Source organism: Modestobacter sp. SYSU DS0875, assembly GCF_054050915.1.
The window spans coordinates 44,519-71,087 of sequence record NZ_JBJHAH010000001.1 but is presented as its reverse complement, the minus strand read 5'-3'; the positions used below and the strand labels follow the sequence as shown (position 1 = coordinate 71,087).

Genomic DNA, 26,569 nt, shown 5'->3' with positions numbered 1-26,569 from the left:
TCGTGCCGACCATGTCGGTCTCGTGACCTCTCCGGCCGGCGGCGGGTGCCCCGGCCGGCCGCGGGGTAGGCGGCCCGCATGACCGTCGTCCGACCCCTGCTCATCGCCCTGGCGGTGCTGGTCGGCGCCAGTGGCTGCGTGGTCGTCGACACCCGCCCGGGCGCCACCGGCTCCGCCCCGTCGCCGGAGTCCGCCCCGGCCGGCGACACGTCGGCTCCCGCGGAGCAGCAGATGGCCCGCGAGATCTTCGACCGGGTGAACGCCGAGCGCGCGGAGCGCGGGCTGGAGCCGGTGACGTGGAACGACGCCCTGGCCGACGTGGCCGGCGACTGGAGCGAGGAGATGGCCGACAACGACACCCTCGAGCACCAGGACGTCAGCGAGGTGCTCCAGCGCGAGGAGCTGTCCGGGTTCGTCGCGATCGGCGAGAACATCTTCCGTTCCACCGGCCCGGTGCCCGCCGGCTCGATCCACGCCGGGTGGATGCGCTCGGACGACCACCGGGTCAACGTGCTCAACCCGGGGTGGGACCGGCTGGGCGTGGGGGTCTTCTGCGCTCCCGACGGCGGCGTCTGGGCCACCCAGGAGTTCGGCCGGACGACGGGCGCCGACCGCCCCGCCGTCGCCTCGACCACCCCGCCGGCCGAGCCGATCGCCCGACCGGAGGACGACGGACCCAGTTGCGGATGAGCAGTTCCACCGCCTCGACCCGCGACCGGCTGCACCGGCTGCTGGACGGCGGACGTCGGCGCGCCGCCCGGGTTCGCGAACGGCTCCCCCGTCCGGTCCTCCGCTTCGGCCGCTGGCTGCGCAGCCCGGAGCTGTCCACGGTCAGTGCCAGCCTGGCCTTCTACGCGATGATCTCCCTGCCGCCGATGGTGCTCATCGCGTTCTGGGTCGCCGGGGTGTTCGTCTCCGACGAGACGTTGCAGGAACTGGGCAGCGAGGTCGACGGGCAGACGCCCCAGCAGCTGCCGGTCGGGGACGTGCTGCGCGAGCTGATCGACATCGCCGGCCAGGTCGGGGTGTTCGCCGTCGTCGGCGCCGTCTGGCCGGCCACCGCGTACGGAGGGGCGCTGGCGCGGGCGTTCAGCCGGGTGGCGCCGGAGTCGCAGCGGCGGATCCAGGGCTGGCGCGGCCGGTTGCTGGCGCTGGCGATCATCGCGGCGCTCCCGGTCGTGGTGTTCGGCGCGCTCGCCGCCCTCTACCTGGTGCCCCGGCTGCTGGGCTCGGGCTGGTGGCTGACGGCCCTGCTCGGCGCCGGGGCCTTCGCCGTGCTGACCGCGGTCATCGGGTTGGTCTTCGCGCTCTACCGGGTCCGCGACGCCCACTGGTCCGACCTCGCGATCGGGGCGCTGACCGCCTCCGGGCTGGTGGCGGTCGGCACCGCCGGTTACCTCGTCTACCTGGAGTTCTTCGCCGACTTCTCGCAGCGGTACGGCAGCAGCTGGCTCGCCACCGCCGTGCTGCTCGGGCTCTGGCTGCTGCTGGCCAACGCGGTGCTGCTGGTCGGCTACCGGGTGATGCTGCGCCGGGCACTGCGCCGGCAGGACGGCCGCGCCTGACCGCGCCGCCGTCGTTCGCTCAGGGCGTTGCCCACTCGTGCCCGATCAGGCGTTCACTGGTGCACGTAACTGTGTAATCAGTGGAGGTTCAAGATGAGCGGGGTCGACGAGGCGGCGCTGGACGCCTACTCGCGGGTGGTCACCACGGTGGCCGCCGAGCTCACGCCGCACGTCGCTGCGCTCGCGGTCGGCGCGCCGGGTGAGCGGGGCGGGGCCGGGTCGGCCGTCGTCGTCGGCGACGACGGCCTGCTGCTGACCAACGCCCACGTCGTCGGCGGGGCGACCGCCGGCCGGGCGGTGTTCAGCGACGGCTCGGAGGTGCCGGTCGAGGTGGTCGGCGCGGATCCGCTGTCCGACCTGGCCGTGGTGCGCGCCCGGGGTGGCACTCCCCCGCCGGCCGAGCTCGGCGACGCCTCCGGGCTGCAGGTCGGCCAGCTGGTGGTGGCCGTCGGCAACCCCTTCGGCCTGGCGGGGTCGGTGACCGCGGGGGTGGTGAGCGGGCTGGGCCGCTCCCTGCCGACCCGGCACGGCCGGTCGGCGCGGGTGGTGGAGGACGTGATCCAGACCGACGCCGCGCTCAACCCGGGCAACTCCGGCGGCGCACTGGCCGACGCGCACGGCCGGGTGGTCGGGATCAACACCGCCGTCGCCGGCTGGGGCCTGGGGCTGGCCGTGCCGGTCAACGACACCAGCCGGCGGATCGTGACCACCCTGGTGCGCGACGGCCGGGTGCGCCGCGCGTACCTCGGCGTGGTCAGCAGCCCGGTGCCGCTGCCGGCCGACCTCGCCGCGCGCACCGGGCAGCGCCGCGGGTTGCAGGTGCTGGATGTCATCGCCGGCTCCCCCGCCGACCGGGCCGGGCTGATGGCCGGCGACCTGGTGCTGGAGGCCGGCCGGGCGGCCGTGGCGTCGGCGCAGAGCCTGCAGCGACTGTTGTTCGCCGAGGCGATCGGCCTGCCGCTGCCGGTGACCGTGGTCCGCCGCGGGGCGATGGTCGACGTCGTCGCGGTGCCCACCGAGCTGACCGGCTGACCGTTCAGTCGTCGACCGGGCTGCCCGCCAGGCCGTCGATGGCGACGACCTCCTGCTCGACGATCCGGGCGATGGCATCGGCGCGCGTGACGTCGCTGAGCACCCCGCTGGGCACGCTCAGCGCGCCGATCATCTCCTCGGCCGGGCCGATGGCCAGCACCTCGTAGGGGCTGCTGATCCGCTCGCCCTCGACCAGCACGCCGTCGACCGTGTCGACCAGCGCCGTCGAGACCACCACCCGCACGCCGTTGAGCTGGATCGCCTCGGCACCGGAGCCACGGAGCTCCTGGACCGCCTCCAGCAGCAGGGACGCGTCGACCTCATCCTCCGGGTCGACGATCGCCAGCCGGATGCCCGGCCCACGGACCGGGACCGTGCCGGTCAGGACGTCGATCGCCTGGGCCCGCTCCCGGGCCTGCTCGAGGGCGCCGTCGGCCTCCGACCGGTCGTCGGTCAGCTCGTCCAGCGTGCGGCGGGTCTCCGCGAGCTGCCGGCGCAGCAGGTCCTCGTTGGCGTCGATGTCGTTGAGGATGGTGACCAGGTCATCCTCGGTGGCCGTGCTGAGCGGGTCGTCGGTGTTGCTGACCCGGATCTGGATCGTCATGCCCAGCCCGAGCGCGAGCGCGAGGACCCCGCTGACGGCCGAGAGCACCAGCCGGCGGCGCCGCCGCCCCGACACCGGGCTCGCGCCACCGCTGTTCGTCGGCTGGTCGGACGCTGCCTGGCCGGCCGCTGCCTGGCCGGAGCCCGGCTGGTCGGGCGCCGGTTCGTTGGAGGCGGGCCGGTCGGGGGTGGGGTCGACCCGGACCGCGCCGGCCTCCTCGGCGGGCGCGGTGTGCTCGGGACCGGTGTCGTGGGGCGGTCCGCTCCGCTCGCCGGCGTTCATCGACAGCCAGCGTAGGCGGCCGGCGGCGCGTGTCGACGGTGGCGCGAGGGAGCGCTCGTCCCGGCCTCGAGGTGGATGGCCTGCCGGCATGGCTGGGCAGCTGATCCCGTGCGGGCTCGCCGGCGACTGACCCTCGCGCCGGCGGGTCCGTGGGCACACCCTCGAGGTCGCTCCCCCGCCGACCTGGGCCGCTCGACCCGGAGACACCCATGTCCTTGCGCCCCACCCCTTCCACCGGCTACCGCGACGCCACCACGGACGCCGCGAAGCTGCGGGTCACCGTGACCGACGTCGTCGCCCTGGAACGGGTCATCACGATGCTGACCGGACGGGACCACGCCTTCACCCGCCTGGCGACCGAGCAAGCCGCCGGCAGGCGCCCCGGGCCTTCCGGCCGGTCGCTCGGCATGCCGCGGCACCGCCCCCGGACGAACGGCCAGCCGGCCCGGCCATGCCGCCGCGCAGCGGGGTCGGCGCCGCGGTCTGACCGCGGCGTCGTCGCGCCCACCGCCCGCAGCGGCGGCCCGGGGACGCACACTGGCCCGGTCCCTGCAGGGACCGGGCCAGTGGACGGTGGCGCTGCGGCCGCGGAACGTCGGTCAGTGACCAGGAGGCTCCGCGGCCGGTCGCATCAGCTGCAGCCGCTGGTGGAGCCGCAGCCCTCGCAGACGTAGCAGCTACCGGCGGGGCGCATCTTCGTGCCGCAGGTCATGCACAGGGGCGCGTCGGTCGCGGTGCCGGTGACCAGCTCCAGCAGCTCGGCCGAGGAGTGTGCCTCCTTGATCGCCTCCTTCGGCGACTCCTGGGTGACCTTCTCGGTCTCGGCCTTCGCCGGGGCCTCGGTGGGCACCGAGCCGCGCAGCGCCTCGACGTCGACCTCGTCCTCCTCGGTCACCTGCGGGGTGGCGGCAGAGGTGTCGTAGCCGGCGACCTGAGCGGCCCGCTCCTCGGCGCTGAAGATGCCGAGGTTCGCCCGCTTGTCCACGGGCAGGTGGTCCAGCGCCAGGCGACGGAAGATGTAGTCCATCACCGACTGGGCGATGCGGATGTCCGGGTCGTCGGTCATGCCGGCCGGCTCGAAGCGCATGTTGGTGAACTTCTGGATGTAGGTCTCCAGCGGCACACCGTGCTGCAGCGCGATCGAGATGCCGATCGAGAAGGCGTCCATCACCCCGGCCAGGGTCGAGCCCTGCTTGCCGAGCTTCAGGAAGACCTCACCGAGGCTGCCGTCCTCGTACATGCCGGCGGTCATGTAGCCCTCGGCGCCGGCGACGCTGAACGACGTCGTCATGCTGGTCCGCTTCTTGGGCAGCCGCTTGCGCACCGGGTGCGCCAGCGCGGCGGTGGCGGCGGGCGCCGTCTCCTCAACCGCGGCCTCGGCCTTGGTGCCGTCGTTCTTGCCCTTGCCACCGGACAGCGGCTGGCCGACCTTGCAGTTGTCGCGGTAGATGGCCAGCGCCTTGATGCCCATCTTCCAGCCCTGGAAGTAGATGTCCGCGACGTCCTCGACGGTCGCCGACTCAGGCATGTTGACCGTCTTGCTGATCGCGCCGGAGATGAACGGCTGGACCGCGGCCATCATCCGGACGTGCCCCATCGGGGAGATGGCACGCTCGCCCATCGCGCAGTCGAAGACCTCGTAGTGCTCCGGGCGCAGGCTCGGGGCGTCGACGACGTGGCCGTGCTCGGCGATGTACTCGACGATCGCCTCGACCTGCTCCTCCTGGTAGCCCAGGCTCTTCAGCGCCCGGGGCACCGTCTGGTTGACGATCTGCATGGAGCCGCCGCCGACCAGCTTCTTGAACTTGACCAGCGAGAAGTCCGGCTCGATGCCGGTCGTGTCGCAGTCCATCATGAAGCCGATGGTGCCGGTGGGTGCCAGCACCGAGGCCTGCGCGTTGCGCCAGCCGTTCTCGGCACCGATGGCCAGGCAGTCCTGCCACTGCTGGGTGGCGACCTTGAGCACGTCGGCGTCGTCGGCACCGACCGGGCGGATCGCGTCGTTCGCCGCGGCGTGCTTGCGCATGACCCGGGCGTGGGCGTCGGCGTTGCGGGCGAAGCCGTCGTAGGCGCCGACGACGCCGGCCAGCTCGGCCGAGCGGCGGTAGGCGGTGCCGGTCATCAGCGAGGTGATCGCCGCAGCCAGCGACTGACCACCGCGGGAGTCGTAGGCGTGGCCGGTGGCCATCAGCATCGCGCCGAGGTTGGCGTAGCCGATGCCCAGCTGCCGGTAGGCCCGGGTGGTCTCCCCGATCGGGTCGGTCGGGAAGTCGGCGAAGCAGATCGAGATGTCCATCGCGGTGATGATCAGCTCGACGGCCTTGACGAAGTTCTTGGAGTCGAAGGTGCCGTCGTCCTTGAGGAACTTCATGAGGTTCAGCGACGCCAGGTTGCACGAGCTGTTGTCCAGGCTCATGTACTCCGAGCAGGGGTTGGATGCGTTGATCCGCCCGGTCTCGGGGTTGGTGTGCCAGTCGTTGATCGTGTCGTCGTACTGGACGCCCGGGTCGGCGCACTCCCAGGCCGCCTGGGTGACCTTGCCGAACAGCTCGCGGGCGTCGACGGTCTCGATCACCGAGCCGTCGGAGCGGGCCCGCAGACCGAACTCGGTGCCCTCCTCGACCGCGCGCATGAACTCGTCGTTGACCCGGACCGAGTTGTTGGCGTTCTGGTACTGGACGCTGGTGATGTCCTTGCCGCCGAGGTCCATGTCGTAGCCGGCGTCGCGCAGCGCGCGGATCTTGTCCTCCTCGCGCGCCTTGGTCTCGATGAACTCCTCGATGTCGGGGTGGTCGATGTCGAGGACGACCATCTTCGCCGCGCGGCGGGTGGCGCCACCGGACTTGATGGTGCCCGCCGAGGCGTCGGCACCGCGCATGAAGGAGACCGGGCCGGAGGCGGTGCCACCGGAGGAGAGCAGCTCCTTGGAGGAGCGGATCCGGGAGAGGTTCAGGCCGGCACCGGAGCCGCCCTTGAAGATCAGGCCCTCCTCGCGGTACCAGTTCAGGATCGAGTCCATCGTGTCGTCGACCGCGAGGATGAAGCAGGCGCTGACCTGCTGCGGCGAGGCGGTGCCGACGTTGAACCAGACGGGCGAGTTGAAGCTGAAGACCTGGTGCAGCAGCATCCAGGTGAGCTCGTGCTCGAAGATCTCGGCGTCGCCCTCGGAGGCGAAGTAGTCGTGCTCGCGGCCGGCCGCACCGTAGGTCAGCACGACGCGGTCGATCAGCTGGCGGAGGCTCGTCTCGCGCTGGGGGCTGCCGACCGCACCACGGAAGTACTTGGTGGTGACGATGTTGGTGGCGTTGATGCTCCACTCGGCCGGGAACTCGACGCCCCGCTGCTCGAAGTTGATCGAGCCGTCCCGCCAGTTGGTCATGACGACGTCGCGGCGCTCCCAGACCACCTCGTCGTAGGGGTGCACACCGGCGGTGGTGAAGACGCGCTTGACCTTCAGGCCCTTGCCCCGGGTGGGCGCCTTCGGGCTGCGACGGGTCCGGGTGGTGGCGAGGCGGTCGGCTGTCTCGGTCATCGTGCGAGGGCTCCCTGGTGTTCGTGCTCTGGCGTCGAGCTGAGCGGCGGTGCGGGCGGAGCGGCTGGGGAAGCCGGCGGGTGCCGGAGCCGGGTGGTGCGGTGCGGTCTCCTCGTCGAGACCTGTCTAGTCGGGGGGTGTGACAGTTCGGGGCGGCGTCCTCAGGACCCGGCGGCCGCGCCCGGCGGCCCGTCCTCGGCGGCGGGTGACCCACCGGCTCGGGCGCGCACGGCGGCCCGCAGCTCGGCGATCTCCTTCTCGAAGTCCGCAGCGGAGCTGAAGCTCCGGTAGACGCTGGCGAAGCGGAGGTAGGCGACCTCGTCGAGGTCGCGCAGCGGGCCCAGGATCGCCAGACCGACCTCGTGGCTGGGGATCTCGGCACACCCGGTGGCGCGGACGGCGTCCTCGACCTGCTGGGCCAGCAGCGCGAGCTGGTGCTCGTCGACCGGGCGGCCCTGGCAGGCGCGGCGGACACCGGCGACCACCTTCGCGCGGGTGAACGGTTCGCTCACGCCGCTGCGCTTCACGACGGCGAGGACCGCCTCCTCGACGGTGGTGAACCGCCGCCCGCAGCCGGGGCACGAACGCCGCCGCCGGGTGGTCGCGCCCTCGTCGGTCTCGCGCGAGTCGATGACGCGGCTGTCGGGGTTGTGGCAGAAGGGGCAACGCACTGTCGGTCCACCTCCTCCCGAGGTGTCGCGGCCGGGATCACCGCGGTGCTGTGACACCGTGGGACACCGACCCGTGGACCGCTCCTGTGGACTGCTCCGGGGACATCCGGTGGATGGCCCGGGGAGAACGTGTGGAACGGCTGTGGACGACTTACACCCGTGTAAGCACTAGATGTTGTGGTGGAACCGTACGGCCACCCCTACAGGTGTGCAAGCCCTGTCGTGCGTGTCGTGTTCCGCAGCTGACCCGCCCGCCGCTCGCGCACCCACGCGTCACAGCCGGGGCCCGTGGCGACGGGCCCGGCGCACCTCATCAGGGCAGCTCGAGCACCTGACCGGGCTGCAGCACGACGTCCTCGAGGTCGTTGCGATCGAGGATCGCGTCGACAACCGCGCGCCGGTCCTCGTCCGGCGCCAGGTCACCGGCGATCGACCAGAGCGTGTCGCCGGGCTGGACCACCACCGTGCCGGCGCCGGCCAGCTGCAGCGCGGGCTCCCCGTCGGCGACCACCGCGAGCGTGCCCACCGCCACCCCCAGGCCGACCGCCACCGACAGTGCCGCCACCGCGCGCCGGCCGCGGCGGGTGAGTCGCAGCGGCAGCTCCGCCCACTCCCCGGCCGACGGGCACGGAGCGGCAGCCCGGGGCGGGCCACAGTCGCCACCACGGACGGGCCGCGCCACCGCGACCCCCGACGAGGGCCCCGGCCGCCCACCGGGACGCACCGGTGGACGCCGGGCCGGGCGGGGTCCGACCCGCCCCGCGGACCCCATCCGCGCGACGGGCGCCGGCGGGACCAGCCGGAGCGGCGGGCGGAGCGGGGCGACGGTGGTGTCCGGGTACTCGGCGATGACCATCGGTGCACTCCTCACAGCAGGCACCCCTCGGGTGCGATCTCGAACGCCTGTTCGATTCGAACGTCTGTGCGATGTCTACCGCACGCCACCGACAGGAGCGCACCGACACGGCGGGTGTTCGAACACGTGTTTGAACCGCAGCCGCCGAGCCGCTACCGTGCGCAGGGAGACCACGACGGCGTCCCACCCCGCCCCGGCAGGCGGGATGCCACCGGGCAGCTGCGCGCGCAGCCGGACGAGGAGGACACATGGCGGTCGACGGCCGGACGGCGGACGAGCGCAAGGGGTCGAGCCGACGCAGGCGCCCGGCCGGGCAGGCGGCGGAGGCCACCGAGGACACCGGCGGCGCGGCCGTGCGCGAGTTCCCCGACCGCAGCGAGGCCGGCGACGGGCTCACCCAGCGCCAGCGCCGGGTGCTGGAGGTCATCCGCGACTCCATCGAACGCCGGGGCTACCCGCCCTCGGTCCGCGAGATCGGCGAGGCCGTCGGCCTCTCCTCCGCCTCCTCGGTCGCCCACCAGCTCTCGGTGCTGCAGCGCAAGGGGTGGCTGCGCCGCGACCCCAACCGGCCGCGCGCACTGGACGTTCGGCTGCCGGGCGAGCACGGCGCGACGGTCGGTGCCGACGCCTCGGCCGATGCACTCGCCGCCGCCGGTGCGGCCAGTGGCGTCGACGAGGCGGGCGCCCCGGCGCCCACCTACGTGCCGCTGGTGGGCCGCATCGCCGCCGGTGGCCCGGTGCTGGCGGAGCAGGCGGTCGAAGACGTCTTCCCGCTGCCCCGCGAACTGGTCGGTGAGGGCACGCTGTTCATGCTCAAGGTCACCGGTGACTCGATGGTCGAGGCCGCGATCTGCGACGGCGACTGGGTGGTGGTCCGCCAGCAACCCACCGCCGAGAACGGCGAGATCGTCGCGGCGATGATCGACGGTGAGGCGACCGTGAAGACGTACAAGCGCCGCGACGGGCACGTGTGGCTGCTGCCGCACAACCCCGCCTATGCGCCGATCCCCGGCGACGACGCCACCGTCCTCGGCCGGGTCGTGACGGTGCTGCGCCGGGTCTGACCCCGGCCACCGCCTGCGGCTGGGCATGCCCCGCCGCAGGCGGGGTTCAGGGGGTCACTCCCGCAGGGGGTCACTCCCGCAGGGGGTCACTCCCGCCGGCGGCGGACCTTGCCCCCGATCCAGACGACGACGGTGGCCACACCAGCCGCGATGATCCCGGCCGTCACCGGGGGCACGCCCGGGGCCGCGGTCACGAGCTCACCGGTGGGCCCCGCGTCCGGCGTCGCAACGGTGGCGGTGCCCGGAGCGGGCTCACCGGGCACCGGGACCAGGGTCACCGGCGCCGGCAGCCCCTCGCTGGTGACCAGCAGGTCGCGGTTGTTCGCCGCGAAGGTGATCGCCTCGCCCTGCGGTGAGTCGGGGAGCGCGATCCGGACCGGCGCGCCGGACAGCGCGCCGGCCACGTCGGAACCGGTCAGCGGCCAGACGTAGGCGTCGGTGTAGGTGCGCAGGGCGATGCGCTGCCCGTCCGCCGACACCGCGCCCCCGGTCACCAGCAGCTGCCCCGCGCGGCCGACCGGCCCACCCGGCGTGCCGGTCAGGGTGAAGCCCAGCCCGACCACCCGGGTCATCGGCACCGTGGCCCCGTCGGCCAGTGGCGCATCCGGGCGGTACACGCCGGAGGAGCCGAGCACCTCCTTGGTCACCAGGTACGGCGTGCCGTCGGGCGCCAGCAGCAGCGCCTCGGCATCGTGCGCCCCGTCCGGGTAGGTGAGCCGGGTCAGCGTGGTGCCCCCGTCGGGGCGCAACCCGATCAGCGCGACGGTCTCCCGGGCGGCGTTGTTGTCGCCGATGTCGGCCAGCCACACCGTGCCGTCCGCGGCCAGGGCGAGGTCCTCGGGGTCGTACGGGTCGACGCTCCCCGACCGCAGCTCCGCGACGGCGCAGGTGGTGTCGAGGACGTGGACCTCCGCCCGGTCACCACCGTCGTTCATCGCCAGGAGCGTCTCCCCGGCGCTGGCCAGGCCGGAGATCTCCGGCAGCCGCGCGTCGGTGATGGTGCAGCGCGTGCTCGGCGCGGCCTCCTCGGCGAGCGCCGCCGGTGCTGGCAGGACCGCTAGCAGGACCGCCGCGGGCAGGGCGAGGAGCGCCCCGTCCGCCAGGCAACGGCGGCCGGCGCGGCTACGCGTGCGGCCGGCCCACTCTGGCACGGACCCAGCGTGACACCACGACTGCGTCGAGTGCATGAACCACGCCCAAGAGCACGACGCCGACGGCCGCCCCCACGACTGCATCGGTGACCCAGTGGAAGTTCAGCGCCACCATGGCCACTCCTGTGACCAACGGCCCCAGCACGCTGAGCAGCCAGGCCGCTCGTTGCAGCCGGGCGTGCAGGCCGTACTCGACGACCTGCCAGCGGGCCACGCCCCACATCAGCACGGCGTTCGCCACGTGCCCGGACGGGAAGCTCTCCCCGCCCCGGTGGAAGTAGGAGCCCGGATAGGCGGGCGCGGTGCGCCCGGTGCCCCACTTGACCGCGTAGACCGCCGCGGTGAGCAGCAGCAGGGCCAGCAGGACGCGGACCAGCGGCACCGCCGTGCGGTGCCGCCAGGACAGCCAGCCCACCAGTCCGATGAGCACCACCAGGATGGTGCCCCGCCCACCGGCCTGGGTGAACACCCACACCGGCCAGTACGCGGCGGAGTCGCGCAGCCCCCAGGAGCCGATCCGGTCGGAGACCGCCAGGTCCAGCCGCTCCAGCACGCCGCCGGCGAGGAGGTCGACGGTGACACCGGTTGCCACCAGCACGGAGAGGAGCACCAGCCACCACGGCGGGCGACCGACGCCGACCACCGGCTGGGCGCGCGAGTCCGGGCCGTCGGCGGCGCCGGGCCTCACGCGCACCGCTCCGCTCGCCACGACGCCACGGTACCGGCACCGTGACCTGACCGTGACCCTCCCGGGACAGCACTGCGCGGCGCGACCGGACGAGGTCGCGCCGCGCGGCGGTCGAGCCGGATCCCGGCCCCGGTCGGCGAGGTCCGCCGCCCGGGCACCCGGGCGGACGGCGCCACCGGGTCCGGGCGCTCAGCCGCCGGCGACGGGGGTGGTGAACCCGTCGAGCGCCGCGGCCAGGCCGTCGTCGACCCGGGCGGTGAGCCGGGTGCCGTCGGCCTCGTGCCGCTCCTCGAGCACCTCGCCGTCCCGGTGCACCCGGGCGACCAGGTCACCCCGGTCGTAGGGCACGAGGACGTCGACGTCGACGTGCGGGTGCGGCAGCCGGGCGGCGACGACGTCGCGCAGCGCCTCGATCCCCTCGCCGGTGCGCGCGGAGACCCAGGCCGCCCCGGGCAGGGCCTGGCGCAGCATGAGGACGTCCTCCTCGCTCATCGCGTCGACCTTGTTCACGACGATGAGCTCGGGCACCGCCGAGGCGTCGATCTCGGAGAGCACGGTGTGCACCGCGTTGATCTGCCCGACCGGGTCGGGGTCGGAGCCGTCGACGACGTGCAGCAGCAGGTCGGCGCCGGACACCTCCTCCAGCGTCGAACGGAACGCATCGACGAGCTGGTGCGGCAGGTGCCGCACGAACCCGACGGTGTCGGTGAGGGTGTACTCGCGACCCTCCGGCGTCTGTGCCCGGCGGACCGTCGGGTCCAGGGTCGCGAACAGCGCGTCCTGCACCAGCACCCCGGCGTCGGTGAGCCGGTTGAGCAGGCTGGACTTGCCGGCGTTGGTGTACCCGGCGATCGCCACGCTCGGGACGGCGTTGCGCGACCGGCTCGAGCGCTGGGTCGCGCGCGCCGTCGCCATGCCGGCGATCTCCTTGCGCAGCTTGCTCACCCGCGCGCGGATCCGGCGGCGATCGGTCTCGATCTTCGTCTCACCGGGACCACGGGTACCGATGCCGCCACCGCCGGCGACGCGGCCACCGGCCTGCCGGCTCATTGACTCACCCCAGCCGCGCAGCCGCGGGATCATGTACTGCATCTGGGCGAGCTCGACCTGGGCCTTGCCCTCCCGGCTGGTGGCGTGCTGGGCGAAGATGTCCAGGATCAGCGCGGTCCGGTCGACCACCTTGACCTTGAGCACCTTCTCCAGCTGGTTGAGCTGGCCGGGGGTGAGCTCGCCGTCGAAGACCACGGTGTCGGCGCCGGTGGCGGCGACGATGTCGCGGATCTCGGTGGCCTTGCCCGAGCCGACGTAGGTGGCCGGGTCGGGCTTGTCGCGGCGCTGGACCAGGGCCTCGAGGACCTCGGAGCCGGCGGTCTCGGCCAGCGCGGCGAGCTCGGCCAGCGAGCGCTGCGCGTCGACCGCGGTGCCCTCGGTCCAGACGCCGACCAGCACGACGCGCTCCAGGCGCAGCTGGCGGTACTCGACCTCGGTGATGTCGGTGAGCTCGGTGGAGAGACCGGCCACCCGCCGCAGGGCGCCGCGCTCCTCGAGCGCGTAGGAGCCGGTGGTCTCGTCCGGCTCGTCCCAGGCCCCGGCCGATGCCGGGCGGGTGGGCGCGGGAGCGGTCGGAGTGCGGTCCTCGGTGGCGAGGGCCTCGCGGTCAGCAGCGGTGGTCATCGGGTCCAGCGTGGCACGCCCCTCGGTGCGGGGCGAGTGAGTTGTCGTCATCGACTGTGTCGTCATCGCCCGGTACAACACCTCAGGGCTCCGGATGCATCCCGAGGTAGACCGACCACCGCCCCCCCGCCGGGTCCGCCGGCCGGCGGGCGTACTCGTCCAGCAGTCCGTACAGCCGGCTGCGGAACTCCGCCACCGTCCCCGAGTCCAGCTGCAGCCCCAGCCGGGTGCTCTCCAGGTGTTCCTCGCCCACGGCGGCGACCTCCTGGAGGAAGGCCGCCAGCACCACGTCCGACCCCGGCGGCGCCGCGCCCGCGCCGTCCATCAACCAGCTCTTCCCGGTGGCCCGGTAGGGCACCTCCCGGGCGCCCCGGTTGCCGCGCCGCACCGGCTCGGCGCTGAGGAAGCCGGTGTCGACCAGGGTGCGCACGTGGTGCAGCACGCTGGCCGGGTTGCGGTCCAGGCGGGCGGCGATCTCCTTGTTGGTCAGCGCCTCGTGCAGGCACAGCCGCAGGATCCGCAGCCGGACGGCGGAGGCCAGCGCCCGCGCCTCGGCATCGGTGGCCGGACGGCGCTCACCGGAGATCCGCGCCGACTGCTCCCGCTCGCTCATCCGGGCCAGCGTAGGACGTCGACCACAGTGATTGACATCTCCCGATCACTCACCCAGGCTCGCCCGGTGACCAGTGACCGCAGCCTGCTGAGGCACCCCGACTTCCGCAGGTTGTGGGCCGCGGAGACCGTCAGCCAGGTCGGCACCCAGGTCACCCTCCTCGCCCTGCCGGTGCTGGCGGTCTCGCTGCTGGACGCGACGCCGCTGCAGATGGGGTTCCTCACCGCGCTGGAGACCGCGGCCTTCCTGCTCATCGGCCTCCCTGCCGGCGCCTGGGTGGACCGCTGGCGGCGCAGGCGGGTGCTGGTGACCGCCGACCTGGTGCGGGCGGGAGTGCTGGGCACGCTGCCGCTGGCGTACCTGCTCGACGTGCTCTCCCTGGGCCAGCTGTTCGTCGTCGCCGCCCTCACCGGCACCGCCACGGTCTTCTTCGACGTCGCCTACCAGAGCTACCTGCCCGCGCTCGTCGACCGCGACCAGCTCGTCGACGGCAACGGCAAGCTGGAGGCCAGCCGCGCGGTGGCCCAGGTCGCCGGGCCGGGAGTGACCGGCGTGCTGCTGCGGGTGATGGGCGCCCCGCTGCTGATCGCCCTGGACGCGGCGTCGTTCCTGGTCTCGGCGCTCTTCCTGAGCCGCATCCGCCGGCCCGACCTGGTGCCCGATCGGGCCGGCCGCCGGTCGCTGCGCGCCGAGATCGGCGAGGGGCTGCGCTTCGTCGTCCGGCAGCCACTGCTGCGCCGGATCGTGGCCTGCACGGCGACGTCGAACCTCTTCTCCTCGATCACGACGACGCTGCTGGTGCTCTACGCGCTGCGCGAGCTCGACCTGTCGGAGAGCACCCTGGGCCTGGTCTTCTCCGCCGGTGCGGTGGGCGGCCTGGTCGGCGCGGCGACCGCGGCGCGCTTCGCCCGGTGGGTGGGCGAGGGCCGGGCCATCCCCGTGTCGGTCCTGGCGATGCTGCCGTTCACCGCGCTCACCCCGCTGGCCGCCCTCGGCGCACCCCTGGTGCTGCTGACGCTCGGCCAGCTGGGCTTCAGCTGGGCGGTCGTCGTCTACAACGTGACCCAGGTGAGCTTCCGGCAGCGACTCTGCCCGCCGGCGCTGCTCGGCCGGATGAACGCCTCCGTGCGGTTCATCGTGTTCGGCACCATGCCGCTGGGCGGCCTGCTCGGTGGCACGCTCGGGACCTGGCTGGGGGTGCTGCCGACGCTGTGGATCGCCGCGGCCGGGCAGGTGCTCGCCGCCGGCTGGGTGGTGGCCAGCCCGCTGCTGCACCTGCGGGACCTCCCCGACGGGCACGACCTCACCGCCACCGGGTCCGTCGACGCCACCGCTCTCCCCGAGGCCCGGACGCCGACCGCGGGCGCCGACCCCGGACGGGCCGGCTGAGCAGCCGGCTGGTTGGCCGGGCGGACGCCGGGTAGCCCGCCGGGGACCGCATCCGCATCTGGAGGGACGACGATGACCAGCCCGAACGAGGAACTCGACGACCCCGGCCGCGACCCCGTGGGCCTCAACCCGCCGCGCAACCCGTTGGGCGGCGCGGACCAGGACACCGGTCGCGGCGCGCCACGCGGCGTCGGCAACGTCGGGCCGGGCGACAAGCCCGAGGCGCCGACCGACGACCCGGAGACCCGGGCCGACGAGCCGGACCGGCCCTGACGCTCAGCCGGCCAGCCACTCCGGGGTGAGCACCCCGGTGGCGACCACGACGGCGGGGCCGGCGAGCACCGTCGTCGTCCCGTCGAACCGCACCGACAGCCGGCCGCCCGGGACGTCCACCGTGACCGTCCCGGCGGTCCGGCCACCGGCCTCCAGGGCCGCGTAGGCAGCGGCGCAGGCGCCGGTGCCGCACGAGCGGGTCTCCCCCACCCCGCGCTCGTGCACCCGCAGCCGGACGTGCGCACTCGCCCCGCCGGGGGCGTCCCCGGCGGCCAGCACGTTGACCAGCTCGACGTTGACCCCGTCGGGGAAGAAGCCGGCGTCCACGCCCGGCAGGGCCGTGAGGTCGAGGGTGCCGACCGGGACGTCGGTCAGCGCGGCCAGGTGCGGGTTGCCCATGGAGACCCCCAGCCCGGGGAACTCCTGCCCGGAGATCCGGGCGACGCTGCGGCCGAGCACCCGGGCCGGGCCCATGTCCACCCAGTAGCCCCCGCCGTCCGGCAACGCGCCCACCCGGCGCGGCCCGCCGCGGGTGCCGACCAGCACGCCGGCCTCGGCCACCGCCCGGTCCAGCAGGCCCTCGGTCAGCAGCACGTGCAGGAACAGCCGGATGCCGTTGCCGCACATCTCCGCGTGCGACCCGTCGGCGTTGCGGTGGTCCATGAACCACTCGCACTCATCCAGCGCGTCGCCCAGCACGGCGGCCGCGTCGGGCACGTGCCGGCTGGGCACGACCCGCAGCACGCCGTCGCCGCCCAGGCCCGCGCGCCGGTCGCAGAGCCGGCGGACCAGCCCGGCATCCAGCCGGCGCTCCGGCCACACCGAGCCGTCGGGGTCGGGCAGGACGACGAAGTCGTTCTCCGTGCCGTGGCCGAGGAGGACCCGGGGACCAGCGCTGTCGATCACCGGCCGATCGTACGGTCGGTGATCGCCGTGGCCACCGCGTCGGCCAGGTCCGGCCGGGCGGCGTCGAACCAGGCCGTGCCCGGGTCACGACGGAACCAGGAGCGCTGGCGGCGGACGAACCGCCGGGTGGTGGTGACCGTGCGCTCCCGCGCATCGGCGGGGGTGAGCGCCCCGTCGAGCTGCTGGAGCACCTGCGCGTAGCCCAGCGCCCGGGAGGCGGTGGGCCCCTCGCGCAGCCCGTCGGCCGCCAGGGCCTCGACCTCCGCGACGAAGCCGGCCGCCCACATGGCGTCCACCCGGCGGGCCACCCGGTCGTCGAGCTCCTCGGGGGCCCGGTCCAGGCCGATGGTCACCGACGGGTAGACGGGGCGGGGGTCGGGCAGCCGGGCGGTGAACGGCTGCCCGGTGAGCTCGATGACCTCCAGCGCGCGCACCACCCGGCGGGTGTTGCTGGGCAGGATGGCCGCGGCGGCCGCGGGGTCGAGCGCCGCAAGCCGGTCGTGCAGGGCCTGCGCCCCCTCGGCGGCCAGCTCGCCGTCCAGGCGCGACCGCACCCCGGCGTCGGTGCCCGGGAAGTCCAGCTCGTCCAGGACGGCGCGGACGTACAGGCCCGACCCGCCCACCAGCAGCGGGACGACGCCGGCGGCGCGCAGCCGGTCGATCTCGGCGCGCGCCCGCTGCCGGTACTCGGCCACCGACGCCGGCTCGCGCACGTGCCAGAGGTCCATCAGGTGGTGCGGCACCCCGCCCCGCTCGGCGGCGGTGGGCTTGGCGGTGCCGATGTCCATGCCACGGTAGAGCTGCATCGAGTCGGCGTTGACCACCTCCCCACCGAGCCGGTGGGCCAGCGCGACGGCGAGGGCGGTCTTGCCCGTCGCCGTCGGGCCGACGACGGCGACCACCGGCGGCGGGGCCGCGGACGGCCCGGTCACCGCGCCGTCCAGGAGGCGACGAGGTAGCCCACGCCGAAGGGCGCAGCGTCGTGACGGAGCTGCGCGGCGACCGGCCTGCCCCGGAGCGCGGCGCCCACGGCCCGCCAGACCGGCACCCCGGCGGCGAGCAACCGGGCGCCCTCGGCGGCGTCCAGGCCGGCCAGCGTCCCGGTGTCCCCGGCGGCCAGCGCCGCGGCGACGGCGGCGTCGAACGGCGCAGCCGCCGGGTCGAGGGCCCCGGGCGCCTTCTCGGTGCGCCGCGCCGACCCGTCGCCCATGGCCAGCACGCCGACCGGGCCGGGCAGGTCGGCCAGCGCGCACGCCAGGTCGTCGGGGCCCACCCCCAGACGGGAGCCGGTGTGGCCGGCGTGGTCGAGCAGCTGGGCGCCGACCAGGTGTGGCAGCGGCAGCTGCCGGCCCCCCGGCCGCACCCGGCCGGCGAAGGGCACCTCCCGGTCGACGCCGAGTCCGCGCAGGTCACCGCCGTCCCCGGGGCCGAACCGGACCCCGTCGGCGCCGTCGCCGACGACGACCACGACCTCGGGTTCTGCGTCCAGCACGGTCTGCACCGCGGCCGACACCGCGGCCCGCAGCACCGACAGGGCGTAGCTGGCCGCACCGGCGACGACGGGCAGCAGCACCGGCGCCTGAGGGCAGAACGCCACCGTGACCGGAGAGGGAGGACTCACGCCAGGCAGTGTCGCGGATGCATCGTGGGAGACTGCTGGCGTGTCGAGCACGGAGAACACCGGAGACCGGACGCAGCAGGCCACCCCCGGCGCCGAGGAGGCCCCCGAGACGGCGGCGACCGCGGTCGCGCCGGTCGACGAGGGGCCCCTGGCCGCGACGCCGGACGCCGCCGTCCCCACCGACGCCGCCGAGGAGGGCGGCCCCGGGCAGGGCAGTGCCGTCCCGGAGGCCCCGGCAGCAGCAGAGGGCGCCGCAGCCGCGCCGGCCGAGCCCTCGGCCGAGGTGGCACCGGTCGACGAGGGGCCGTTGGCGGCGACCCCCGACGCCGCCGTCCCCACCGGCACCGAGGCCCCCGCCCAGGCGGTGACCGACGCGGCCGGCACCCCCGCCGGCGAGTCCCCGGCCGCCACCGACACCTCCGCCGGGTCCGCCACCGACACGTCCGCCGGGCCCTCCGCCGAGCCGGCCGCCGAGTCGTCGCCGGAGCCCGCCGCCGACGCCCCGGCGCCGAAGCCGGGCCGGAACCGCGGCCGTGGCCGCGGTCGCGGGGCCGGCACCCCGGCCGCCGAGCCGCTGGTCGTCCCCGCCGTCACCCCCTCCGACCCGACCGAGTGGGGCCGGGTCGACGAGGAGGGCACCGTCTACGTGCGCACCACCACCGGTGAGCGCGCCGTCGGCTCCTGGCAGGCCGGTGCCCCCGACGAGGGGCTGGCCCACTTCGGCCGGCGCTACGACGACCTGGCCACCGAGGTCGCCCTGCTGGAGGCGCGGCTGGCCGCGCACACCGGCAACCCCAACGAGATCAAGACCAAGGCCGAGGAGCTCGCCGAGCAGATCCTCACCTCCGCCGCCGTCGGCGACCTCGACCACCTGGCCCTGCGCGCCCGGGCGATCAGCAGCATGGCCGAGACCGCCGTCGCCGCGAACCGCCGCGAGCGGGCCGCCCAGCGGGCCGTGCAGATCGAGCGCAAGGAGGCCCTGGCCGCCGAGGCCGAGCAGATCGCGGCGGAGTCCACGCAGTGGAAGGCCGCCGGCGACCGGCTCAAGGCGATCGTCGAGGAGTGGAAGACGATCAAGGGGATCGACCGCAAGACCGACGAGGCGCTGTGGCAGCGCTTCGCGGCGGCGCGGGACGCCTTCGGCCGCCGCCGGGGCGCGCACTTCGCCGAGCTGGACAAGCAGCGGGGCGAGTCCCGCGCGGCCAAGCAGGAGCTCATCGCCGAGGCCGAGCGGCTGTCCACCTCCACCGAGTGGGGGCCGACGAGTGCCGCGATGCGCACGCTGATGGACCGCTGGAAGGCCGTGCCCCGGGTCGGCCGGGACACCGACGACGACCTGTGGAAGAAGTTCCGCGCCGCGCAGGACGTCTTCTTCGCCGCCCGCACCGCCAACGACCAGGCGCGCAGCAGCGACGAGCTGGCCAACCAGAAGGCCAAGGAGGAGCTGCTCGCCGAGGCCGAGAAGCTCGACCCGGCCAACCGGGGCAACCAGAACGCGCTGCGCAGGATCCAGGAGCGCTACGACGCCATCGGGCACGTGCCCCGCGGCGTGATGCGTCAGCTCGAGGACCGCATGCGGGCCGTGGAGGAGAAGTTCCGCGGCGTCGCCGACGCCTCCCGCCCGCGGGTGCAGCCGGAGAACCCGCTGCTCACCTCGATGCGCGCGGCGGTCACCAAGGCCGAGGACCAGCTGGCCAAGGCACAGGCCGCCGGCAACGCCAAGCGGATCAGCGAGGCGGAGGCCAACCTGGCCAGCCGCCGCGAGTGGCTCGCCGAGGCTGAGAAGGCCGCCGGCCGCCGCTGAAGGAGGACCCCGTCCTCCTCACCCCTCGCAAGCTCGGGGTGAGCCTCGGGACGGGGCCTGACCGCTCCATCCAGTCACCAGGGCCCGTCCGTTCGCCGGACGGGCCCTCGGTGTTCTCCGGAACGGTCGTGTAGCCCCCGGGACGACGGGTAGGCCGTGGACAACGGAATGCGCCGCGCCGCATGCGTGCGCGGCCGACACCGATCCGGAAGGAGCCCTCGTGGCCCTGTCCTACCCCACCCAGCCCGGCGACATCGACCACCTGATAGCCGACGACCACGCGATCGTCGACCGGCAGTTCCAGCACCTCGAGGCCGGCCGCGGCAACCGCCGGGTGCTGGTCGACCAGGTCTCCTTCGAGCTCGCGGCGCACGCCTTCGCCGAAGAGGTGGTGCTCTACCCGATCTGGCCGGAGATCGGGATGACCGACGAGCACGACGACGCCGAGCACGAGCACCAGCAGATCAAGGAGCTGCTGGTGACCCTCGGCCGCACCGAGCCCGGCGAGCCGGAGTTCGAGGAGGCGGTCACCCAGCTCATCTCGACCACCCGGCACCACGTCGACGACGAGGAGAACGACGAACTGCCGCAGTTCCGGGCCAAGGCCGGTCCGGAGCGGATGGCCGACCTGGGTGAGAAGTTCCTGACCAACAAGCGGATGGCCCCGACCCGGCCGCACCCGCACGCCCCGGACGAGGGGATCGCGGAGAAGATCGCCGGGATGCTGGCCAAGCCGCTGGACCACGTCCGCGACATGCTGTCGGGCCGGCAGAAGGAGCTCGCCACCGACGCCAGCGGCCTGCTCAACCCGCAGGCCCAGGCGATCGTCGACGCCCACTCCTCGCTCGGACCGCTGCCCTTCGAGATCCTCACCCCGACCGAGGCCCGCACGCAGCCCGGCCCGGACGACGCGGTGAAGAAGGTCATGGCCGACCGCGGCATCGAAGGCCCCGAGCCGGTCGGCTCGGTGCAGGACCTGAAGATCCCCGACGGCGCCGGCGGCGAGCAGACCCTGCGCGTCTACACGCCGAGCAACCCCGGCGTCGGCCCCGTGCCGATCGTGATGTGGGTGCACGGCGGCGGCTGGGTGCTGTTCGACATCGACACCTACGACGCGTCCTGCCGCGGGTTGTGCAACAAGACCAACGCGATCGTCGTCTCCCCGGACTACCGGCGGGCGCCCGAGGCGGTCTTCCCCGCCTCGCACGACGACGTCCTGACGGCCTGGACCTGGGTTCGGGAGAACGCCCGGCAGCTCGGCGGGGACCCCAACCGGATGGCCATTGGCGGGGAGTCCGTCGGCGGGACCATGGCCGCGGCCACCTCACTGCAACTGGCCGCCAACGGCCAGCCGACCCCGGTGGCGCAGGTCTGCGTCTACCCGCTGACCACCGGCGAGCAGTTCGGCGAGTCGATGGAGGACGCCGCCGACGGCCGCCCGCTGAACCGGGCGCTGCTGTCCTGGATGGCGATGCACGCCTTCCAGGGCAAGCCCGAGGCGGCCACCGACCCGCGGGTCGCGCTGCTGGACTGGACGCCCGAGCAGCGGGCGAGCATGCCGCCCACGCTCGTCATCACCGACGAGCGCGACGTGCTGCGCAGCCAGGGCCAGCAGTTCGCCCGCGACCTCGAGACCGCCGGGGTGCCGACCACGCACCGCTACTTCGCCGGCGTCATGCACGAGTTCTTCGGCGCCGCCGCCGTCCTGGACGAGGCCGAGCAGGCCCAGCAGGACGCAGCCGCACACCTCACCCGCGCGTTCAGCAGCCGCTGAGCGTCTCCCCCACCGGAAGGAGCACGCGCACATGAAGGCCGTCATCTACCGAGGCCCCAAGAACGTCACCGTCGAGGAGGTGCCGGACGCCACGATCCAGGCGCCGACCGACGCGGTCATCCGGATCACCACCACCAACATCTGCGGGTCGGACCTGCACATGTACGAGGGCCGCACCTCCGTGGAGGAGGGCAAGGTCCTCGGTCACGAGAACATGGGCGTCGTCGAGGCCGTCGGCGACGGCGTCGACCGGATCAAGGTCGGCGACCGGGTGTCGGTCCCGTTCAACATCGCCTGCGGCACCTGCCGCAACTGCACCGAGGGCTGGACGTCGTTCTGCCTGCGCGCCAACCCCACCGAGGGGATGGACGGCGCGGCCTACGGCTACGCCAACATGGGCCCCTACGACGGTGGCCAGGCCGAGTACCTGCGGGTGCCGTGGGCGGACTTCAACCTGCTGCACCTGCCCGAGGGCACCGAGCACGAGAACGACTTCACGATGCTCTCGGACATCTTCCCCACCGGCTGGCATGGCGTGGAGCTGTCCGGCTTCCAGGTCGGTGACCGGGTGGCCGTGCTGGGCGGTGGCCCGGTCGGGCTGATGGCCGCGCACAGCGCGATGATCCGCGGCGCGTCCGAGGTCTTCGTCGTGGAGAAGGAGCCCGACCGGCTGGCGCTGGCGGAGAAGTACGGCGCCACCCCGATCGACTTCAGCGCCGGCGACCCGGTCGAGCAGGTCATGGAGCGCACCGGCGGACGCGGCGTGGACCGCGGCGTCGATGCGGTCGGCTACCAGGCGCACGACTCCGGCGGCGAGGAGCACCCGGAGCTGGTGCTGGACAACCTGGTCCAGATGGTCCGCTCGACCGGTGGCCTCGGCGTCGTCGGCGTCTACGTGCCGCAGGACCCGGGTGCCACCAGCGACCTGGCCAAGGAGGGGCGGATCCCCTGGCAGTTCGGCACCTTCTTCACCAAGGGCCAGTCGATGGGCACCGGGCAGGCGCCGGTCAAGCGCTACAACCGGCAGCTGCGTGACCTGATCATCGACGGCAAGGCCAACCCCGGCATGATCACCAGCCACGAGCTGGGCCTGGACCAGGCCGTCGAGGGTTACCAGCACTTCGACGACCGGGACAAGGGCTGGACCAAGGTCCTGCTCAAGCCCGGCCAGTAACAGCCACACCGCCGTTGTGCGCTGATCGTCGATCTCCGCGAGGACGATCCGACGGTCAGCGCACAACGGCGCGGCCCGGCGTCAGCCGCAGGCGGGCACTGCGGCCGGCAGCGGCGCGGGGACGCCGACGGCCGGCATGCCGAGCAGCACGCCGGGCGTCGTCGGCCGGGTGCCGGCCTCGGCCGCGTCACCGGCGCGGGTGCGCCGGTGCGAGAGCAGCCCGCCGTCGGCGACCAGGAAGTGCGGCTTGCCCGCGGTCACCACGGTCTCGACGACGTCGCCCGGGCGGACGCCGTCGGCGGCGGTGAAGTGCACCAGCCGGCCGTCCCGGGCCCGCCCGGACAGCCGGCCGCGGTCGGCGTCCTTGCTCCCCTCCCCCGCCGCGACGAGCAGCTCGACCCGGCGGCCGACCAGGGCGCGATTCTCCGCCCAGCTGATCTCGTCCTGCAGCGCGGTGAGTCGCAGGTAGCGCTCCTGCACGACCTCCTTGGGCAGCTGGTCGGCCATCTCGGCGGCCGGGGTGCCCGGGCGCTTGGAGTACTGGAAGGTGAAGGCGCTGGCGAACCGGGCCTGCCGGACGACGTCGAGGGTCTGCTGGAAGTCGGCCTCGGTCTCGCCCGGGAAGCCCACGATGATGTCGGTGGTGATCGCGGCGTCGGGCATCGCGGCCCGCACCCGGTCGATGATCCCCAGGTAGCGGTCCTGCCGGTAGCCACGGCGCATCCGGCGCAGCACCTCGTCGGAGCCGGACTGCAGCGGCATGTGCAGCTGGTGGCAGACCGCCGGCGTCTCGGCCATCGCCGCGATGACGTCGTCGGTGAACTCACGCGGGTGCGGGCTGGTGAAGCGCACCCGCTCCAGGCCCTCGATCGCGCCCGTGGCGCGCAGCAGGTCGGCGAAGGCGCCGCGGTCGCGGAACTCGACGCCGTAGGCGTTCACGTTCTGCCCGAGCAGGGTCACCTCGAGCACGCCCTGGTCGACCAGCGCCTGCACCTCGGCGAGGATGTCGCCGGGGCGGCGGTCCTTCTCCTTGCCGCGCAGCGCCGGGACGATGCAGAACGTGCAGGTGTTGTTGCACCCGACGCTGATCGACACCCACCCGGAGTGGGCGGAGTCCCGCTTGGCCGGCAGCGTGGAGGGGAAGACCTCGAGCGCCTCGGCGATCTCGACCTGGGCCTCCTCGTTGTGCCGGGCCCGCTCCAGCAGCGCCGGCAGCGACCCGACGTTGTGGGTGCCGAAGACGACGTCGACCCAGGGGGCCCGCCGGACGATCTCGCCGCGGTCCTTCTGCGCCAGGCAGCCGCCGACGGCGATCTGCATGCCCGGGTGGGCGTCCTTGACCGGGCGCAGGTGGCCGAGGTTGCCGTAGAGCCGGTTGTCCGCGTTCTCCCGGACGGCACAGGTGTTGAGCACGACGACGTCGGCGTCGGTGCCCTCCGGGGCAGCCGTGTAGCCGGCCGACTCCAGCAGCCCGGAGAGGCGCTCGGAGTCGTGCACGTTCATCTGGCAGCCGTACGTGCGCACGAGGTAGGTCTTGCCGTTCACCACCGCATCGTACGGACCTGCCGGGCCCGTACGGTCGCGCCTCAGCGGCGGGCGACCAGGAACCGGTCGTGGACGAGCGCGGTGGCCTGCAGCGCGACGTACTTGTCCACGACGTCGACCACCCAGTCCTGCCGGCTCCACCGGCTCGGGGAGTAGACGCCCAGCAGCTTCCCGGCCAGCACGTCGGCGGGATAGCCGAGCGCGAAGACGACGTGCACGGCTCGCTGCCCGCGGAGCCCGGCCCGGGTGGCGAGCGCGTGGCCGACGCCCCAGACGGTGCCGAAGCCGAAGTGCGCCACCCAGTTGAGCCGGGTCCGGCCCGCCGGGGTCGAGGGGCGAACCGGCAGCAGCGCCTCGGCGATCTCCGCCGGCGCGTAGCTGTCCGGGCGGCCGATGAGCGGCTGCTCGACCAGCCGCTGGAAGGCGGTCATCACCGCCGTGCCGGCGAGTGCGGCGCCCGTCCCACGGGCGAGCGAGCTGAGCAGACCGGGCTTCGACATGCCCCGCCGGTACCCGGGAGCGCCGTCGGCACGCACGGATCGTGACCGCCGCTACACCCATGACCGGGGGCGAGGCCCGGGGAACGCCTTCGTTACGGCATCGTGATGGCCCGGCGACCTCCAGGCGTCTGGGAGCCACCTAGGGTCACCGCCTGTGACCGAACGTCCGACCGGAGAGCCTCTCGTCCGCCTGTCCGGCGTCAACAAGTGGTTCGGCGAACTGCACGTCCTGCAGGACATCGACCTGACCGTCGACCGCGGCGAGGTCGTCGTCGTCATCGGCCCGTCCGGGTCGGGGAAGTCGACGCTCTGCCGCACGATCAACCGGCTGGAGTCGATCGAGCAGGGCGAGATCACCATCGACGGCCAGCGCCTGCCCGAGGAGGGCAAGGAGCTGGCCCGGTTGCGCGCCGACGTCGGCATGGTCTTCCAGAGCTTCAACCTCTTCGCGCACAAGACCGTGCTGGAGAACGTGACCCTCGGGCCGGTCAAGGTGCGCCGGCAGTCGAAGGCCGACGCCGAGAAGCGGGCCCGTGAGCTGCTCGACCGGGTGGGCGTGGGCGCCCAGGCCGACAAGGTGCCCGCCCAGCTGTCCGGCGGCCAGCAGCAGCGGGTGGCCATCGCCCGCGCGCTGGCGATGGACCCGAAGGTGATGCTCTTCGACGAGCCGACCTCCGCGCTGGACCCGGAGATGATCAACGAGGTCCTCGACGTGATGACCGGCCTGGCGCGCGACGGCATGACGATGGTCGTGGTGACCCACGAGATGGGCTTCGCCCGCCGGGCGGCCAACCGGGTGGTCTTCATGGACGGCGGCCGGATCGTCGAGTCCGCCACCCCGGAGGAGTTCTTCACCAACCCGTCCTCCGACCGGGCCAAGGACTTCCTCTCCAAGATCCTCAACCACTGATCCGCCGCACCACCGACGAGAGGACCTCTCATGCGCATCACCCGTTACGCCGCCGGCCTCGCGGCCCTGGGCATCGTGCTGACCGGCTGCTCCAGCGAGGCCGGCAACCAGAACGAGGAGGCGGCCGGCGGCAGCGCCGAGGTGGCCGACGACGTCTCGTTCGACGAGGGCACGACCATGGCCGAGCTCGCCGACGCCGGCACGATCACCGTCGGCACGAAGTTCGACCAGCCCGGCTTCGGCCTGGCCGGCCCGGACGGAGTGCCCGAGGGCTTCGACGTCGAGATCGCCGAGCTGATCGCCGCCGAACTCGGCATCCCCGCGTCGGGCATCGAGTGGGTGGAGACGGTGTCGGCCAACCGTGAGTCGTTCATCCAGAACGGCGACGTCGACATCGTCGTGGCCACCTACACGATCAATGACACGCGCAAGGAGCTGATCGACTTCGCCGGCCCGTACTACGAGGCCGGGCAGGACATCATGGTCGCCGAGGGCAACCCGCTGGACATCCAGGGCCCCGAGGACCTGGCCGGCCGGAACGTCTGCTCGGTCGAGGGCTCGACGCCGGCGGAGGAGATCCGCACCAACTACCCCGAGGCGCAGCTGACGCTGTTCGACGTGTACTCCAAGTGCGCCGACGCGCTGCGCAACGGCCAGGTCGACGCGGTCACCACTGACAACGTCATCCTCACCGGCCTGGTCGCCGGCGCGCCCGACGAGTTCGAGCTGGTGGGCAACCCGTTCACCGAGGAGCCCTACGGCATCGGGCTGACGAAGGGCGACGACGAGTTCCGCAGCTTCATCAACGACGTCCTGGAAGCCTCCTACGAGGACGGCGCCTGGGCCGAGGCCTGGGACCGCACCGCCGGCGCCATCACCGGCACGGACGCACCCGAGCCGCCGGCTGTCATCCGCTACTGATCCCCTGCTGATCCCGGCGA

General features: G+C 73.8%; 24 protein-coding genes. 11 read left to right on the top strand and 13 right to left on the bottom strand.

What is annotated here, in order from left to right; genetic code table 11:
• Nucleotides 1-78: 78 nt before the first annotated feature.
• The 3 genes from ACI79Y_RS00320 (at nt 79) to ACI79Y_RS00310 (ending at nt 2,597) form a co-directional block, all read left to right on the top strand.
• A complete protein-coding gene (locus ACI79Y_RS00320; protein ID WP_457156572.1) occupies nt 79-690 on the top strand; it encodes a CAP domain-containing protein in 612 nt (203 codons plus the stop codon).
• On the top strand, nt 687-1,565 hold the full coding sequence (locus ACI79Y_RS00315; RefSeq protein WP_457156571.1) for a YihY/virulence factor BrkB family protein: 879 nt from the start codon (nt 687-689) through the stop codon (nt 1,563-1,565). Before ACI79Y_RS00320 ends, ACI79Y_RS00315 begins: the two co-directional genes overlap by 4 nt.
• A gap of 93 nt (nt 1,566-1,658) precedes the next feature.
• Nucleotides 1,659-2,597 (top strand): S1C family serine protease, encoded by a 939-nt coding sequence (locus ACI79Y_RS00310; protein ID WP_457156570.1) that lies wholly within the window; start codon nt 1,659-1,661, stop codon nt 2,595-2,597.
• Nucleotides 2,598-2,601: 4 nt separating this feature from the next.
• Here ACI79Y_RS00310 and ACI79Y_RS00305 read toward each other — a convergent pair whose 3' ends face one another.
• From ACI79Y_RS00305 to ACI79Y_RS00290, 4 genes are all read right to left on the bottom strand, one after another.
• The gene (locus tag ACI79Y_RS00305) at nt 2,602-3,483 is read right to left on the bottom strand and encodes a DUF881 domain-containing protein (protein ID WP_457156569.1); all 882 of its coding nucleotides are present in this window, start codon (nt 3,481-3,483) and stop codon (nt 2,602-2,604) included.
• A 631-nt stretch (nt 3,484-4,114) separates the two neighbouring features.
• Nucleotides 4,115-7,015 carry a vitamin B12-dependent ribonucleotide reductase gene (locus tag ACI79Y_RS00300; RefSeq protein ID WP_457156568.1) on the bottom strand — a complete coding sequence of 967 codons (2,901 nt, stop codon included), beginning with the start codon at nt 7,013-7,015 and terminating at the stop codon, nt 4,115-4,117.
• Between the two features lie 161 nt (nt 7,016-7,176).
• Entirely contained in the window at nt 7,177-7,686 is a 510-nt protein-coding gene (nrdR, locus tag ACI79Y_RS00295) for a transcriptional regulator NrdR (protein ID WP_457156567.1), read from the bottom strand.
• A 313-nt stretch (nt 7,687-7,999) separates the two neighbouring features.
• Nucleotides 8,000-8,542, bottom strand: a complete 543-nt coding sequence (locus ACI79Y_RS00290) for a LysM peptidoglycan-binding domain-containing protein (RefSeq protein ID WP_457156566.1) — start codon at nt 8,540-8,542, stop codon at nt 8,000-8,002.
• A gap of 248 nt (nt 8,543-8,790) precedes the next feature.
• Between ACI79Y_RS00290 and lexA the strand changes: the two genes are divergently transcribed.
• The gene (gene lexA / locus ACI79Y_RS00285; protein WP_457156565.1) at nt 8,791-9,606 is read left to right on the top strand and encodes a transcriptional repressor LexA; all 816 of its coding nucleotides are present in this window, start codon (nt 8,791-8,793) and stop codon (nt 9,604-9,606) included.
• Between the two features lie 86 nt (nt 9,607-9,692).
• Here lexA and ACI79Y_RS00280 read toward each other — a convergent pair whose 3' ends face one another.
• The 4 genes from ACI79Y_RS00280 to ACI79Y_RS00265 all read right to left on the bottom strand — a co-directional run bounded on the left by ACI79Y_RS00280 (nt 9,693) and on the right by ACI79Y_RS00265 (nt 13,732).
• Nucleotides 9,693-10,757 carry a hypothetical protein gene (locus ACI79Y_RS00280; RefSeq protein WP_457156564.1) on the bottom strand — a complete coding sequence of 355 codons (1,065 nt, stop codon included), beginning with the start codon at nt 10,755-10,757 and terminating at the stop codon, nt 9,693-9,695.
• Nucleotides 10,729-11,466 carry a phosphatase PAP2 family protein gene (locus ACI79Y_RS00275; protein WP_457156563.1) on the bottom strand — a complete coding sequence of 246 codons (738 nt, stop codon included), beginning with the start codon at nt 11,464-11,466 and terminating at the stop codon, nt 10,729-10,731. The genes ACI79Y_RS00280 and ACI79Y_RS00275 overlap by 29 nt, the downstream gene beginning before the upstream one ends.
• Nucleotides 11,467-11,634: 168 nt before the next feature.
• On the bottom strand, nt 11,635-13,119 hold the full coding sequence (gene hflX / locus ACI79Y_RS00270; protein WP_457156562.1) for a GTPase HflX: 1,485 nt from the start codon (nt 13,117-13,119) through the stop codon (nt 11,635-11,637).
• A gap of 82 nt (nt 13,120-13,201) precedes the next feature.
• Nucleotides 13,202-13,732 carry an ArsR/SmtB family transcription factor gene (locus tag ACI79Y_RS00265; protein WP_457156561.1) on the bottom strand — a complete coding sequence of 177 codons (531 nt, stop codon included), beginning with the start codon at nt 13,730-13,732 and terminating at the stop codon, nt 13,202-13,204.
• Nucleotides 13,733-13,798: 66 nt separating this feature from the next.
• Between ACI79Y_RS00265 and ACI79Y_RS00260 the strand changes: the two genes are divergently transcribed.
• The gene (locus tag ACI79Y_RS00260) at nt 13,799-15,121 is read left to right on the top strand and encodes an MFS transporter (protein WP_457156560.1); all 1,323 of its coding nucleotides are present in this window, start codon (nt 13,799-13,801) and stop codon (nt 15,119-15,121) included.
• Nucleotides 15,122-15,193: 72 nt separating this feature from the next.
• On the top strand, nt 15,194-15,394 hold the full coding sequence (locus ACI79Y_RS00255) for a hypothetical protein (RefSeq protein ID WP_457156559.1): 201 nt from the start codon (nt 15,194-15,196) through the stop codon (nt 15,392-15,394).
• A gap of 3 nt (nt 15,395-15,397) precedes the next feature.
• Here the strand turns inward: ACI79Y_RS00255 and dapF are convergent, their stop codons facing one another.
• The 3 genes from dapF to ACI79Y_RS00240 are packed head-to-tail and all read right to left on the bottom strand — an operon-like array spanning nt 15,398 to nt 17,921.
• Complete coding sequence (gene dapF / locus ACI79Y_RS00250) at nt 15,398-16,300, bottom strand: diaminopimelate epimerase (protein WP_457156558.1); 903 nt, start codon at nt 16,298-16,300, stop codon at nt 15,398-15,400.
• Complete coding sequence (gene miaA, locus ACI79Y_RS00245) at nt 16,297-17,232, bottom strand: tRNA (adenosine(37)-N6)-dimethylallyltransferase MiaA (RefSeq protein WP_457156557.1); 936 nt, start codon at nt 17,230-17,232, stop codon at nt 16,297-16,299. The genes dapF and miaA overlap by 4 nt, the downstream gene beginning before the upstream one ends.
• Nucleotides 17,229-17,921 (bottom strand): hypothetical protein, encoded by a 693-nt coding sequence (locus ACI79Y_RS00240; RefSeq protein WP_457156556.1) that lies wholly within the window; start codon nt 17,919-17,921, stop codon nt 17,229-17,231. Before ACI79Y_RS00240 ends, miaA begins: the two co-directional genes overlap by 4 nt.
• Before the next feature lie 40 nt (nt 17,922-17,961).
• On the opposite strand from ACI79Y_RS00240, the gene ACI79Y_RS00235 reads away from it, so the two are divergent.
• The 3 genes from ACI79Y_RS00235 to ACI79Y_RS00225 all read left to right on the top strand — a co-directional run bounded on the left by ACI79Y_RS00235 (nt 17,962) and on the right by ACI79Y_RS00225 (nt 22,673).
• Entirely contained in the window at nt 17,962-19,725 is a 1,764-nt protein-coding gene (locus ACI79Y_RS00235; protein ID WP_457156555.1) for a DUF349 domain-containing protein, read from the top strand.
• Between the two features lie 220 nt (nt 19,726-19,945).
• Nucleotides 19,946-21,499 carry an alpha/beta hydrolase fold domain-containing protein gene (locus ACI79Y_RS00230; RefSeq protein ID WP_457156554.1) on the top strand — a complete coding sequence of 518 codons (1,554 nt, stop codon included), beginning with the start codon at nt 19,946-19,948 and terminating at the stop codon, nt 21,497-21,499.
• 31 nt (nt 21,500-21,530) lie between these two features.
• Nucleotides 21,531-22,673 carry a glutathione-independent formaldehyde dehydrogenase gene (locus tag ACI79Y_RS00225; protein WP_457156553.1) on the top strand — a complete coding sequence of 381 codons (1,143 nt, stop codon included), beginning with the start codon at nt 21,531-21,533 and terminating at the stop codon, nt 22,671-22,673.
• A gap of 81 nt (nt 22,674-22,754) precedes the next feature.
• On the opposite strand, the gene miaB is transcribed toward ACI79Y_RS00225, so the two are convergent.
• Entirely contained in the window at nt 22,755-24,218 is a 1,464-nt protein-coding gene (gene miaB / locus ACI79Y_RS00220; protein ID WP_457156552.1) for a tRNA (N6-isopentenyl adenosine(37)-C2)-methylthiotransferase MiaB, read from the bottom strand.
• Nucleotides 24,219-24,259: 41 nt separating this feature from the next.
• Nucleotides 24,260-24,718, bottom strand: coding sequence for a hypothetical protein (locus ACI79Y_RS00215; RefSeq protein WP_457156551.1), 459 nt, complete (start codon nt 24,716-24,718; stop codon nt 24,260-24,262).
• Between the two features lie 154 nt (nt 24,719-24,872).
• Here ACI79Y_RS00215 and ACI79Y_RS00210 point away from each other — a divergent pair, with 154 nt between their 5' ends.
• A complete protein-coding gene (locus tag ACI79Y_RS00210) occupies nt 24,873-25,628 on the top strand; it encodes an amino acid ABC transporter ATP-binding protein (RefSeq protein ID WP_457156550.1) in 756 nt (251 codons plus the stop codon).
• A 30-nt stretch (nt 25,629-25,658) separates the two neighbouring features.
• Complete coding sequence (locus ACI79Y_RS00205; RefSeq protein WP_457156549.1) at nt 25,659-26,549, top strand: glutamate ABC transporter substrate-binding protein; 891 nt, start codon at nt 25,659-25,661, stop codon at nt 26,547-26,549.
• Nucleotides 26,550-26,569 lie beyond the last annotated feature (20 nt).

What these genes read in the sequence shown, in the direction of transcription:
- ACI79Y_RS00320 (WP_457156572.1), top strand. Translation starts at nt 79, where the DNA reads ATGACCGTCGTCCGACCCCTGCTCATCGCCCTGGCGGTGCTGGTCGGC.
- ACI79Y_RS00315 (WP_457156571.1), top strand. Translation starts at nt 687, where the DNA reads ATGAGCAGTTCCACCGCCTCGACCCGCGACCGGCTGCACCGGCTGCTG.
- ACI79Y_RS00310 (WP_457156570.1), top strand. Translation starts at nt 1,659, where the DNA reads ATGAGCGGGGTCGACGAGGCGGCGCTGGACGCCTACTCGCGGGTGGTC.
- ACI79Y_RS00305 (WP_457156569.1), bottom strand. Translation starts at nt 3,483, where the DNA reads ATGAACGCCGGCGAGCGGAGCGGACCGCCCCACGACACCGGTCCCGAG.
- ACI79Y_RS00300 (WP_457156568.1), bottom strand. Translation starts at nt 7,015, where the DNA reads ATGACCGAGACAGCCGACCGCCTCGCCACCACCCGGACCCGTCGCAGC.
- ACI79Y_RS00290 (WP_457156566.1), bottom strand. Translation starts at nt 8,542, where the DNA reads ATGGTCATCGCCGAGTACCCGGACACCACCGTCGCCCCGCTCCGCCCG.
- lexA (WP_457156565.1), top strand. Translation starts at nt 8,791, where the DNA reads ATGGCGGTCGACGGCCGGACGGCGGACGAGCGCAAGGGGTCGAGCCGA.
- hflX (WP_457156562.1), bottom strand. Translation starts at nt 13,119, where the DNA reads ATGACCACCGCTGCTGACCGCGAGGCCCTCGCCACCGAGGACCGCACT.
- ACI79Y_RS00265 (WP_457156561.1), bottom strand. Translation starts at nt 13,732, where the DNA reads ATGAGCGAGCGGGAGCAGTCGGCGCGGATCTCCGGTGAGCGCCGTCCG.
- ACI79Y_RS00255 (WP_457156559.1), top strand. Translation starts at nt 15,194, where the DNA reads ATGACCAGCCCGAACGAGGAACTCGACGACCCCGGCCGCGACCCCGTG.
- ACI79Y_RS00225 (WP_457156553.1), top strand. Translation starts at nt 21,531, where the DNA reads ATGAAGGCCGTCATCTACCGAGGCCCCAAGAACGTCACCGTCGAGGAG.
- ACI79Y_RS00215 (WP_457156551.1), bottom strand. Translation starts at nt 24,718, where the DNA reads ATGTCGAAGCCCGGTCTGCTCAGCTCGCTCGCCCGTGGGACGGGCGCC.
- ACI79Y_RS00205 (WP_457156549.1), top strand. Translation starts at nt 25,659, where the DNA reads ATGCGCATCACCCGTTACGCCGCCGGCCTCGCGGCCCTGGGCATCGTG.